General features: G+C 68.3%; 13 protein-coding genes. 5 read left to right on the top strand and 8 right to left on the bottom strand.

What is annotated here, in order from left to right:
- On the bottom strand, positions 1-866 hold an 866-nt coding region (locus ACJ8AN_RS42305), incomplete at its 3' end, for an SPFH domain-containing protein (protein ID WP_407761335.1).
- Positions 867-992: 126 nt separating this feature from the next.
- On the opposite strand from ACJ8AN_RS42305, the gene ACJ8AN_RS42300 reads away from it, so the two are divergent.
- Together ACJ8AN_RS42300 and ACJ8AN_RS42295 are read left to right on the top strand one after the other, a co-directional pair.
- Complete coding sequence (locus ACJ8AN_RS42300; protein WP_407761334.1) at positions 993-1,505, top strand: DUF1294 domain-containing protein; 513 nt, start codon at positions 993-995, stop codon at positions 1,503-1,505.
- 291 nt (positions 1,506-1,796) lie between these two features.
- Positions 1,797-2,072 (top strand): hypothetical protein, encoded by a 276-nt coding sequence (locus ACJ8AN_RS42295; protein ID WP_407761333.1) that lies wholly within the window; start codon positions 1,797-1,799, stop codon positions 2,070-2,072.
- 22 nt (positions 2,073-2,094) lie between these two features.
- Here ACJ8AN_RS42295 and ACJ8AN_RS42290 read toward each other — a convergent pair whose 3' ends face one another.
- From ACJ8AN_RS42290 to ACJ8AN_RS42280, 3 genes are all read right to left on the bottom strand, one after another.
- The gene (locus ACJ8AN_RS42290) at positions 2,095-2,478 is read right to left on the bottom strand and encodes a hypothetical protein (protein ID WP_407761332.1); all 384 of its coding nucleotides are present in this window, start codon (positions 2,476-2,478) and stop codon (positions 2,095-2,097) included.
- A gap of 122 nt (positions 2,479-2,600) precedes the next feature.
- The gene (locus tag ACJ8AN_RS42285; RefSeq protein WP_407761331.1) at positions 2,601-3,560 is read right to left on the bottom strand and encodes a hypothetical protein; all 960 of its coding nucleotides are present in this window, start codon (positions 3,558-3,560) and stop codon (positions 2,601-2,603) included.
- Between the two features lie 122 nt (positions 3,561-3,682).
- Positions 3,683-4,495: an alpha/beta fold hydrolase gene (locus tag ACJ8AN_RS42280; protein ID WP_407761330.1), complete on the bottom strand. Its 813-nt coding sequence runs from the start codon at positions 4,493-4,495 to the stop codon at positions 3,683-3,685.
- 186 nt (positions 4,496-4,681) lie between these two features.
- Between ACJ8AN_RS42280 and ACJ8AN_RS42275 the strand changes: the two genes are divergently transcribed.
- Positions 4,682-5,398: a YjjG family noncanonical pyrimidine nucleotidase gene (locus tag ACJ8AN_RS42275; RefSeq protein WP_407761329.1), complete on the top strand. Its 717-nt coding sequence runs from the start codon at positions 4,682-4,684 to the stop codon at positions 5,396-5,398.
- A gap of 19 nt (positions 5,399-5,417) precedes the next feature.
- Here ACJ8AN_RS42275 and ACJ8AN_RS42270 read toward each other — a convergent pair whose 3' ends face one another.
- Positions 5,418-6,200 (bottom strand): DUF1963 domain-containing protein, encoded by a 783-nt coding sequence (locus ACJ8AN_RS42270; RefSeq protein ID WP_407761328.1) that lies wholly within the window; start codon positions 6,198-6,200, stop codon positions 5,418-5,420.
- A 139-nt stretch (positions 6,201-6,339) separates the two neighbouring features.
- Between ACJ8AN_RS42270 and ACJ8AN_RS42265 the strand changes: the two genes are divergently transcribed.
- On the top strand, positions 6,340-7,404 hold the full coding sequence (locus ACJ8AN_RS42265; RefSeq protein WP_407761327.1) for an oxidoreductase: 1,065 nt from the start codon (positions 6,340-6,342) through the stop codon (positions 7,402-7,404).
- Positions 7,405-7,469: 65 nt separating this feature from the next.
- Positions 7,470-8,261: an enoyl-CoA hydratase/isomerase family protein gene (locus ACJ8AN_RS42260; RefSeq protein WP_407761326.1), complete on the top strand. Its 792-nt coding sequence runs from the start codon at positions 7,470-7,472 to the stop codon at positions 8,259-8,261.
- A 70-nt stretch (positions 8,262-8,331) separates the two neighbouring features.
- On the opposite strand, the gene ACJ8AN_RS42255 is transcribed toward ACJ8AN_RS42260, so the two are convergent.
- The 3 genes from ACJ8AN_RS42255 to ACJ8AN_RS42245 form a co-directional block, all read right to left on the bottom strand.
- Positions 8,332-9,228, bottom strand: a complete 897-nt coding sequence (locus ACJ8AN_RS42255; RefSeq protein WP_407761325.1) for an RluA family pseudouridine synthase — start codon at positions 9,226-9,228, stop codon at positions 8,332-8,334.
- 742 nt (positions 9,229-9,970) lie between these two features.
- Positions 9,971-10,579, bottom strand: coding sequence for an IS630 family transposase (locus ACJ8AN_RS42250; protein ID WP_407761324.1), 609 nt, complete (start codon positions 10,577-10,579; stop codon positions 9,971-9,973).
- Positions 10,471-10,980 carry a helix-turn-helix domain-containing protein gene (locus tag ACJ8AN_RS42245; RefSeq protein WP_407761323.1) on the bottom strand — a complete coding sequence of 170 codons (510 nt, stop codon included), beginning with the start codon at positions 10,978-10,980 and terminating at the stop codon, positions 10,471-10,473. The genes ACJ8AN_RS42250 and ACJ8AN_RS42245 overlap by 109 nt, the downstream gene beginning before the upstream one ends.
- Between the last annotated feature and the right edge of the window lie 22 nt (positions 10,981-11,002).

Below are 11,002 nucleotides of genomic sequence, written 5' to 3'. Positions count from 1 at the left end.
TCGATCTCCACGGCCCGGCGCGACTGGACGATCTTCTGGTCCGCCGCTGCCTGCGCGAGGCTGATGTCGGAGGAGACGTGGTTGTGCGCGGTGTTGATGGCGGCGAGCGCCGACTCCACCTCGTGGGGTGGATCAATGCCGGTGATGAGCGAGGCATCCAGGACGATGCCGTAGCGCGACAGGCTGCCGCGGCACTCGCGATCCATGTGCTCGTTGAGGTCGCGCAGGTTCTTGCGCAGGTCGTTGATGGAGACGCCGGAGACGATCGACGCCTCGACGGCCTCCAGGGTGCCCTCGACGGCGGGCGGAGGCGGCGCCTCGAAGCTGGCGATGCGCTCGCGCAGGATGGAGATGAAGTAGCCCATCACGTGAGCGATGGGGTTCTTCACCGCGAAGAGGTAGGCATAGAGGTTCTGCTCGGAGACGCGGTAGCGGATCTGCCCGGTGAGCCCGGTGTTGAGCTGGTCCTTGGTGACGGCCTCGAGCACCGTGCCGCCCTCGTTGGCGGTGGGGGACTCGGGGTCATAGGCCATGTTGAGCGTCTGGGTGGCCACGGAGACCTTGACCACCCGCTCCCAGGGCCACTTGAAGTAGGGGCCGCCCGGATGGATGACCTCGAGCTGGGGATAGACGTAGCGGTCCTCGTCGGTGCGGGCGAGTCCCTCGCTGACGGGGCCCTTCTTCGTCGTGGGCTCGCCAGCGAGCCGGGCCGCGCGGCCGAAGCGCACCTTCACCGCGCGCTCGCTCTGGTCCACGGTGAAGAAGCCGGTGAGCACGCAGCGCATGACGAACCAGCCCACGGCTCCAAAGACGATACCCGCGCTCAGGCCCGCGGGCCCGAACCCCAGCGTTTCTAGGAAGTCCATCGACTCCTCCTCGGAAAGTGTCGCGACGAGCGGACATCATCCGTGGAGTGGGGCCCGCGCGGAGGCCCCCATGCGCGAGCCTGTCGTCAGGAGAACGCCGCCTGACGGTGCCGGTCGGAGGCAGGCGTGGCTCCGGCCGAGCCTTTTTCTTTGGTACGGTGGCGCCTGCCGCGAGGAGAATTCGCGCCCGAACGGGCAAAACAGGGGGCTCGAATGGAAGGCCGGGGCAAGATCAGCCGCTGGAACGATGACAAGGGCTTCGGCTTCATCCGGCCCGATGCGGGTGGGCTGACCGTCTTCCTGGCCCTTTGCATGCTGCCGGCCCTGGGCAGTATCGGTGTTCTCATCAAGGCGCACCTGCCGTGGCCGCTACTGGCGTACGTCGTGGCCAGCCTGCTGACCTACTTTCTCTATTGGCAGGACAAACGGAGCGCCCTACGGGGCGCCTGGCGCACGCCGGAGGCGCAGCTGCATTTGTTCGAGCTGCTGGGCGGCTGGCCGGGGGCACTGATCGCCCAGCAGGTCTTCCGCCACAAGACCCGCAAGGTCTCGTTTCAGGTGGTGTTCTGGATCATCGTGCTGGTGCATCAGGTGTTCTGGTTCATGCCTGTGTTGGGCTTGCTTTCGCCAGCACGCTGACCCGCGTGCGGCCAGCGGCATGTCGCGACAATGACTTGCAACCGCCCTGGAAGGTGAATTGCGAGTCCCCCGGCCGGTGTACTCCCTTGTCGGAATCGGCGGGGGAGGGGCGCGTATGTCTTTCAGCGACGCAGGGGAAGTGTGACCCGGCCATCGTGCAAACACTGCCGGTGGTGGACGCGCAACTGAAAGTGGAGACGCCCAACGGCCCCTTCTGGCACCGGTACAACTTCGACGGGTACGGCGAGACGCGCGAGGGCGCTCCGGTGGGAAGCCCCCGACGGCAGGATCGTGAACCTCGGCATCATCCAGCGCGACGGGCAGGTGTGGACGAGCGAGGCCGGCATGGGAAGCACGGAGGACTTCGGGCGCCGTTACAGCGAGGCGCTCGCCTCCACGTGGGGTGGAACGGTCGACTCCATGTCCTGGGGTTCCCATACGAAATGGCAGGTGCGGCTCGGCGGCAAGACTCCCCGCGTCGAGTCGATTGCGAATCGCCTGGATGCTTGGGCTGAGGTCCTTCACCGCCAGCTTCCACAGCTCGCGGCGCAGACGAGGGAGGCGTAGTAGCGCCCCCCACGCCTCGTCCTCAGCGCACGAAGCCCGCCACATGGTTCTCGAAGGTCTTGCTCACCACGTTCATCGTCCGCAGCCAGGCGAGCGCTTCCTCGCCGAGCCGCCCGTAGACCCGCACGTCCAGGGGCTTCACGCAGCCGAGGAGCTCCTTGAACTCCGGCCAGCCCGTGATCATGCGGACATGGTCCATGACCTGGCTGGGGTCGGCGAACGTGATGATCGCTCCGATCTCGGAGGAACCGGGCGTGACGTAGAACTGCGCTCCCACGAGCCCGCTCACCCCCTCGGCCTCCAGGCGTCGCGCCGCGGCCTGGACGACGGCTGCGAATGCCTCGAAGGATCCGGTCAGCTCGAGCACCTCCACGAGGGTGACCCGCTCACTTGCTGGTCGCTTCATCTCCGCGCTCCTTCGCCGAGTCACGGCTACGCATAATCTCCGCATGGAGCCCCGAGCCAGGAGCGCTCCCCCGCTTGCAGCCCTGTCCTCTGGCTCGCCGGGGGGCTGAAGGTGGGTGCTCGCTACCCGCCCGCGCCGAGCGCCAGGGAGGAGAGGCTCGCGAGGAAGGGCGCGAGCACGGCGAGGCCCTGCTGGAGCTCCTGGATCGCGGAGTCTCGCAGGCCCAGATGGTCGCGGATGGCCTGCTGCTCCTCGAGCCGCTGCTTCCAGGTCGGGTGCGCTCCGAGGGTCTGCCAGACGAGCCGCTCCGCGAGTGCCTGGCCCACCTGCTTCTGCGTCCGGTGGGCCGGCACGTAGAGGCTGGCGATGAGCCCGGTGTAGTAGAGGCCGTAGCTCATGACGGGCTCTATCGGGAACGGCTCGGCGGAAGCGGGAAGGACCTCGTTGAGGACGTTGCGCAGCGCGCCCACGCCCAGCATGGAGATGCCGAGCACGGTGGCGGCGGCGCGCAGGAAGCGTCTCATCTGGGCCTGATGGAGCAGATACCACCGCACGTCTTCATCCAGGCTCTCCGGGCCGGGGTGCTCCGCGAGTTGCTGGTACTTCGGCAGGCGGCCCAGGAACTGAAGGTGGATGCCCACCAGGGCGGAAGCTTGTAGCGCCGCGACCGACACTCCCAGGACGGACATGCCGATCAGCCTCGCGGCGAAACCCGAGACCAGGGGCGCGAGGAGGGTGCTCAGGCGCGGGTCCTCGCGCTGGATGACGAGCTGGGCCAGGAGGGGGAGGGCTAGCAGGAACACCAGGGGGCCGAGGCAGAGCAGGACCGCCATCCGTCCCCTGCGCGTGGGAGGCCAGGCCGAGCGGTAGCTCTCGAAATCACCGAGCATGAGGACGAGAGAGGTGAGCCAGGCCGTGGGCGCGAGGGCGATGAGCATGTGCCAGAGCTGCGCGCGGCGCGAGTGCAGGTAGGCCAGGCCCTGGAGGCCGGTCTCTTCCAGCACGAGGAGCGCCGTCACGAAGGTCAGGCTCGCGAAGAGGAAGAAGGCGAGCGGCGAGCGGAAGACGAGCGCGAAGGCCACACGCGCGTCCCGCCAGAAGGAGCGGGGCCTGTCCTCCCTTGAAGCTCCCGAAGTGGGAAGAGACCCCTGACGCGGCTCCGGCATGAATGCCCCCTTTCAGCGCGCGACGGACGGCCAGCGGTTCATGCGGAGGCGGAGAGGTAGCTGGCGATGGCCCGATTCACCGCCTCGGGCGCGCTCAGGTGGGGCAGGTGCCCGCGCGCGGTGATGGTGGTCATCCTCGCCAGGGGGATGCGCCGGGCCATGTACTCGCCCACCTGGTTGGGGACGGCCAGGTCCTCTCCGGAGTGGATGATGAGCGTGGGCACCTTCACGCGCGGCAGATCCAGCCGGTGGTCGTACTGGAAGGTCATCCGCGCGAGGGCCTGGGCGATGTCCGGCCGCATGGAGGACAGCGTGCGGGCGAATTCCTGGCCCAGCTCGGGCCGCTCGGGGTTGCCCATGGCCAGGGGCGCGAAGCCACTCGCCCACGCGGAGTAGCTGGAGGACATGGCGCTGAAGAACGCGTCGAGCTCCGCCCGGGTGAAGCCGCCCACGTAGCCCGACTCCGGGTCGTCCAGCAGGCGGGGCGTCGACTTGACGCAGACGAGCTGGCGGAAGCGCCGCGGCTCCACCAGGGCCGCCAGCACGCCGACCATTCCACTGAAGGAGTGGCCCACGAAGATGGTGTCGGAGAGCTTCAACTCCTCACACAGCTCCAGCAGGTCCTCCGCGTAGGCGTGCACGCCGCTGTAGCGATGCGGGCTGTAGGCGTTGAGGTCGGACCCGCCGCACCCCACGTGGTCGAAGAGGATGATGCGGTAGCGGTCCTTGAACGCCGCCACCTGGTGCCGCCAGACGCTCTGCTCGGAGCCGAAGCCGTGGGCGAAGATGAGGGTGTCGCGGCCCTCGCCGAGCACCTGCACGTTGTTGCGCTTCCGGATGGACTGGCTCATGACGTTCGCGCTCCCACCGAGTGGTTGTGCGTCGATCGTGCCAGTACGGCCTTCGCCCATCTGTCCGGAAATACCGGAGGACGATTGGATTGCGGGATGGTGCACCCCCGTCGAGGGTTTGTCCGTCCATCAACCAACATCCCCGGCTCGTTGCCGCTGAAGCCCTCCTGACCTAGAACGCGGGAAATGCATCCCACCTCCAAGCAGCGGCTTCCCTACGAGGGCATCCTCTTCGACCTCGACGACACCTTGATTGACTTCAAGGCCTCGGAGAAATCGGCGCTGGCGCTGGTCTATGAGAACTTCTACCGGGCCTTCTCGCAGGTGGACACCTTCACCCGCAGCTTCCATGAGATCAATCAATCGCTATGGAAGGCCGTGGAGAGCACGCAGCTGCCCGTGGGCCAACTCCGGTTGAAGCGGTTCCAGCTCCTCTCGGAGGCCCTGGGCGCCAGCCTCGAGGCGGAGCCGGTAGCCGCCTTCTATGAGCACCAGCTCGGCACCACCGCGAGCTGGTTTCCGGGGATCGCGGAGGCGCTCTCCCTGCTCGGGCGCCGGTACAAATTGGGCATCGTCACCAATGGCCTGACCCATATCCAGCAGGCGAAGTACCAACACCTCGCCCTGGGCAATTGGTTCAAGTCCTTCGTGGTCTCCGAGGAAGTGGCCATCTCGAAGCCCCAGAAGGAGATTTTCAAGATCGCGCTCACCCAGCTGGAGATCGCCCCCGCCCATACCCTCATGGTCGGCGATTCCCTCACCAGCGATTATCTGGGCTCCTTGAACGCGGGCCTGGATTTCTGCTGGATCAACCCGAAGCGTTTGCCTTTGCCCGCGCATCTGCCGGAACCGAGATTCATGCTCCAATCCGTGGCGGAGTTGCCCGCGCTCCTGCTGTCTTGAGCGGGGCCAGGGCTCGTGGTCAGCCGCAGGCCCAACCCAGGGCGAGGACCTCGCGGTGGGTGGGGCAGCGGGTGACGTGGGCGGTGCCCATGTCGCCCCACATGAGGGGGAGGTTGTCCTCGGAATCAATCTGGAACACGTACTCCATCCGTGCCTTGCACTTGGGGCACTCCGGATACTCCACGCCCTGAATCCAGTGCGGCCAACCCAGGAGCTTGTCCCCCATCGACGCGTTGGCGACGGTTTCCGCCTCGAGGTCGTGGATGCCGACCGGCGGGGAGTCGAGCCCGACCTCCGGACAGCGGACCCGGACCGTGTTCGCGTCGAAGTCGTATTCGAAGTCGAGCCCGAGCTCATCGTGCTCGGCGGTGGAGGGGTAGTCGTCGGCCTGCTTCCAGCCGGAAATCTCCTTGGGCGGAAACGGATTCCCGGCCGGCGCCGCCAGGGCTCCATCGGCCGCGTCGACGACCTGGACCCGATGCGCCTCGCTGAAGGGTGACCACCCGTCGCACTCCTGCTCGCAGTCCTCGCGCTCGCAGTAGAACACCTGCAGCAGCCCCCGTCCGAGGTGCTGACGCGCTGGCTCGGGAAGCGATTGCAGGTCCAGCTGGAGCAGGAGCCGGAGCGGCCGGTCGCAGTTCTCACACGCCGGGTGGCTCTCGCCGCTCGGGAGCCACGGCAGCCCTCCGAACCGGGACCCGGCGGCGGGTCCGGGACCGCTCTTCACCTTGGGAAGCCAGGCGGTGCGCTTGTGTGAGTCCCGCCAGGGATGGAGTGCCTTCAGAATCGATTTCGCGTCCATGCCCGCATCCTACTGTTCAGGAGCAGGAGAGGGGACTGCGAGGCGGTTTGCCAGAAGCCCGGGGCCAAGGAAGCATGCGTCCCATGGTCGACGCCATCTCCCGCATGCGCCGCCCCGGCAAGGATGGATTGATTCGCCCATGAGCCAGAGCCGGAGCAGCTCCGAGGATTCCGCTCGAGCGCCCATCCGCGTGGGCTTGCTCGGCTATGGCCTGTCCGGGGCCACCTTCCACGCGCCTCTGCTCGCCGCGGAGCCGGCCTTCACCCTGGCGGCGGTCGCCACCCGCCGCGCCGGGGATGTGACGCGTGACTGGCCGGGCGTGCGCGTGCTCTCCCAGGACGCGCTGCTGGATGACCCGGCGCTGGAACTGGTGGTCATCGCCACGCCCAATGACTCGCATGCGTCACTGGCCGAGCGGGCGCTGCTGGCCGGAAAGCACGTGGTCGTCGAGAAGCCCTTCACCCTGAGCTCGGCCGAGGCCTTTCGGTTGGACGCCCTGGCGCGCGAGCGCGGACGGTGTCTGACTGTCTTTCACAACCGGCGCTGGGACGGCGACTTCCTCACCGTACGCCAGTGGTTGGAGCAGGGGAGGGCGGGCCGGCTCTACAGCTTCGAGAGCCACTTCGATCGCTACCGGCCCCAGGTGAAGCGGCGCTGGAAGGAGGAGGACGTCCCCGGTGGCGGCACGCTGTGGGACCTCGGTGCGCACCTGATCGACCAGGCCGTGCAACTCTTTGGCATGCCCGAGTCGCTCACCGCGGACGTTGGCCGGCAGCGGCCCGAGGCGAAGGCCATCGACTGGTTCCACCTGGTGCTGCGCCATGGCGAGCTGCGCGTCATCCTCCACTCGGGCTCGGTGGTGCACGAGCCCTGGCCGCGCTTCGTGCTGCAAGGCGAGACGGCCGGCTGCCTCAAATACGGACTCGATCCGCAGGAAGAGCAACTCAAGGCGGGGCTTCGGCCGGGCATGTCCGGTTGGGGCAAAGAGCCCTCGGAGCGCTACGTCCCTCTCGGTGGGAGCGCGAGCGTTTCCCCGCTCCCGGGTGCCTATGAGTGCTTCTACCGCCAGCTGGCCGAGGCCATCGCGGGCGAGGGTCCGGTGCCGGTGACGGCGGAGAGCGCGGGCCAGGTCATCCAGGTGATCGAAGCGGCGCTGCGCAGCGCGGAGGAAGGCCGGCGCATCACGCTCTCACGCCCGGAGTGAAGACCCCGTGGCACTCCACCCGTCACCGCACGGGGGCCCGCCGCGAGATGAGGTAGAAGGGCCCCATGTCCACTCCGTCCACAGCCGTCCTGCTCGAAGTGGAGGGGGCCGTCGCCACCCTCACGCTGAATGATGCCGCCCGCCGCAACGCGATGACGCCCGAGCTCGGGGAGGCGCTGCGTGGCCGGGTAGCCGAGCTCCAGCAACGCTCCGACGTGAGGGCGGTCGTCCTCGCCGGGGCGGGCGGAGCGTTCTCCGCGGGGGGAGACCTCCAGATGCTTGAGCGGCTGCGCCGGGTGTCCGCGGAGGAGGCGCGCACCTTCATGCTCGACTTCTATGCGCGCTACCTCAGCGTGCTGGAGCTGCCGGTGCCCACGGTGGCCGCGGTGGAGGGCGCGGCGATTGGCGCCGGGCTGTGCGTGGCGCTCGCGTGCGACCTGTGCGTCGTCGCCGAGGACGCGAAGCTCGCGCTCAACTTCGTTCAACTGGGACTGCACCCGGGCATGGGGGCGACGTACTTCGTGCCGTGGAGGGCGGGCGCGCAGCGGGGCGCGGAGCTGCTCCTCACGGGCCGCCGCTTCGATGGGCGTGAGGCGGTGCGGTTGGGGCTGGCGCTCGAGGCGACGCCAGGGCCCGAGGTGCTCGCACGCGCCCGGAAGCTCGCGGCCCAGGTGGCGGCGAATGCCCCGCTGGCCACCCGCGCGCTCAAGCGCAGGCTGGCACCGGACCGGGCCGCCCTCCAGCGGGCCCTGGAGGAAGAGGCGCGCTTCCAGGCGGAGAGCTACGGGAGCGAGGACCTGGGAGAGGGGCTCGCGGCCGCGGCGGCGCGCAGAGCCCCCGTCTTCCAGGGGCGCTGAGGGGAGGATTCGTCCACTCCGGTGGCAGACACGAGAGCCAGGGCTCCGAGGCGTCCGCGTCCGCTTCGGACTACTGCACCTGGAGCTCGCGCGGGATGGAGGCGTGCAGCTCCACGCGCCTGCCCGTGAGCGGATGCGCGAAGCACAGCCGCTCCGCGTGCAGCAGGTAGCCGATGTCCCCGAGCAGTCCCGGATGCTCGGCGCGCGGCACGCCTCCCACGGCGTAGACGGGATCTCCCACGAGGGGATGCCCGATGAAGGCCAGGTGGATGCGGATCTGCTGCGAGCGGCCCGTCTGGATGTCCACCTCGAAGAGGGTGCTCGCCGCGCGCCGCTGGAGCACGCGCGCCAGGCTCCGGGACACCTTCCCGCCTGGAGCCGCCATGGGGACCATGCCCATGCCCGGATACACCGCCTCGCCGATGGGCGCGGTGATGTCGTAGGACTCCTGGGTGGCCACATGGCTCGAGAGGGCCCGGTAGCGCTTCTCCACCTCGTGCTCACGCCAGGCGCGGGAGAGTCTCGCCGCCGCGTCGTGCGTGCGCGCGAAGAGCACGAGGCCCGAGGTGCCGCGTCCCAGCCGATGCAGGGGGCTCGCCTCCGGGAAGCGCTCGCGCACGAGGTGGAGCAGGGTGTTCTCGAGGAAGCCTCCGCCCGGCACCGTGGGCAGGCCGCCCGGCTTGATGACCGCCAGGATCGCCTCGTCCTCATGCACGAGCGAGTAGTCGCGCGGCGTCTCCTTCTCCTCCCAGGGAGGCCGGTTCCAGACGAGCCACTGGCCGGCTCTCAGAAGCTCCTCGCCCGTCGCGGGGCGCTCATCCAACAGGACCTCGCCCCGGGCGAGCCGCTCCCACCACACCGCGCTCGAGGAGTGCCGGTAGGCGGCGACCAGATAGGAGTGCGTGCTCTGTCCCCTCGCCCGGGCGCCCAGCTGCTCGCGGTAGGAATAGCCCTTATTGAAGGCCATGTGGCTACCCCCTTCTCGGAGCGCTACGCGAGGAAGCGCTCATGGCTCTCCAGCCGCTCCCCCCAGCAGGTGCGGAGGCGGCGAGCGTGGCGCCCCAACCCCCTGCCCTCGACATGGTCCCCATTCCTCTCATGCGCCTCCAGATTGGGTCCGACGAGAATCGATTGGGTCCGCGAAAGCAAGCCGCGCCCCCTTGCCAGGAGGGGGGCGCGGCTCGGAGCAGCGGGTAACTTCGGGACGCTGCCGCGCTTCTCGCTGCGGGGCCTGCCCAAGGTACGCGGAGAATTCTCCCTGGCGTGTGCGGTGCACAACCTCAAGAAGCCGTGGCGTCAGGGCCTGGAACTGCCCGCCCTGGTAGCGCAGCCCGCCTGACGGGCGGCGGGACTCCGTGCCCGGCACGCCAACGAAGCCAGGCACCGACCTCTGTTCTTCTTTGCTGGCGCGCCATATGGCGCCTGCTACGCGCCTCCGTACTCCTGGCCGATTCGCCGACAAGCTCCTAGCGCAGTCCAGGTGCGCGCCTCACCGTTCCCAGCGGCCCGGGGGCGGGTGCGTGCAACCTAGCGCCCTGTTGCCTGCACCATTCCCGAGAATGAGCTGCCCGCTGCGTTGGCGCTCGCCCTGGCCCGAGCTGCGGCTGCCGTGTGCCGCTCCCCCGTGCTCGTTCGTGGCTGTCGGGGCGCGTTGTCATACTCCGAGCGGCCCCGCCAGGACCCGCTAAGCCCCCGGACATAGATGTTGATCACCTTCTTCGATTGAGCCGGCGGCGGTAGCGGCGGAAGGCTCGCCGTACCGCCGTCATCAACTCTGGGAGGGTGGCGTAGCTGCGCTCAGGCAGTTCGTAGCTCTTGATGACGCCAAAGACCGCCTCCACCTCGTTGAGTTCAGGTGCATAGGCGGGCAGGAAGAAAAGCGACAGCCCCAGGCGATTGAGCAAGGGCCTTGCCCGCTGCACTTCCTTGCTGACGTGAATGCCGACGTTATCGAGGACGACAACGCACGGACGCACGCCGGACGGCAGCGTCTTGAGGAAGGTGATGATGTCACCGGAGACGAGAGTGCGTGAATACACCCGGAAGCGCAGTGTGGGCAGTTCACCCACGGGCCGGTAGGCCCCCAATGCGTTGACGCGTCGGCGCATGGGCGCTTCGTAGGGGACAAGGCGACGTTGGCCGCGAGGGCTCCAGCTGTAGCCGGTGGGCTGCGTTGGGGAGAAGCCACATTCGTCCAGGAAGAAGAGGTCTATCCTCGACGCACGAGCCTTTTTTTGAGTGTGACCAGCCGGCGCCTGGCGCGTGCTACCTCTTCGGCACGCTGCTTGTGCGTCAGGCTCATCTTGGTGCGTTGCCAACTGGCGCCCATAGCGTTGAGGTAACGGCGAACCTGCCGTGGTCCCAGGTGGAGGCCGTGGACCTCCAGCGCACCTGACAGCTGACTGGCCGTCCAGGTACGCGGCTGCTCCAACAGGGCAGCCAAGGCATGTCGCACCCGGAACTGGTTCTGCAAATCAGGAGGTGGGCCGGGCAGCTTGCGCTCCAGTGCGTCCGTCCCGTGCTGGCGGAAGGCGCGCACGACGCGGCGCACCGTCTGGGCACTCACTCCCAGGTGCTGGGCGATGCGCGGTGCGCTCCAGCCTTCCGCAGCCAGCAGCACCATCTCTACCCGATCGCGCACCCACCAGCTCACTGTAGGTGCGCGGCCCAGTTCCCTCAGCCGCGCACGCTCCTCCTCATCTACCTCCAGCGGCTCCATACTGGAGGTGTACAACATCTAT

Origin of the sequence: Archangium sp., from assembly GCF_045802675.1 — a bacterium.
Taxonomy (GTDB): Bacteria; Myxococcota; Myxococcia; order Myxococcales; family Myxococcaceae; genus Archangium.
The sequence above is the reverse complement of the archived record's forward strand: the minus strand, read 5'-3'. Positions and strand labels throughout refer to the sequence as shown.

Coding starts and splice junctions, on each gene's coding strand:
- ACJ8AN_RS42290 (WP_407761332.1), bottom strand. CDS start 2,478: ATGAAGCGACCAGCAAGTGAGCGGGTCACCCTCGTGGAGGTGCTCGAG.
- ACJ8AN_RS42280 (WP_407761330.1), bottom strand. CDS start 4,495: ATGAGCCAGTCCATCCGGAAGCGCAACAACGTGCAGGTGCTCGGCGAG.
- ACJ8AN_RS42275 (WP_407761329.1), top strand. CDS start 4,682: ATGCATCCCACCTCCAAGCAGCGGCTTCCCTACGAGGGCATCCTCTTC.
- ACJ8AN_RS42270 (WP_407761328.1), bottom strand. CDS start 6,200: ATGGACGCGAAATCGATTCTGAAGGCACTCCATCCCTGGCGGGACTCA.
- ACJ8AN_RS42265 (WP_407761327.1), top strand. CDS start 6,340: ATGAGCCAGAGCCGGAGCAGCTCCGAGGATTCCGCTCGAGCGCCCATC.
- ACJ8AN_RS42260 (WP_407761326.1), top strand. CDS start 7,470: ATGTCCACTCCGTCCACAGCCGTCCTGCTCGAAGTGGAGGGGGCCGTC.
- ACJ8AN_RS42255 (WP_407761325.1), bottom strand. CDS start 9,228: ATGGCCTTCAATAAGGGCTATTCCTACCGCGAGCAGCTGGGCGCCCGG.
- ACJ8AN_RS42245 (WP_407761323.1), bottom strand. CDS start 10,980: ATGGAGCCGCTGGAGGTAGATGAGGAGGAGCGTGCGCGGCTGAGGGAA.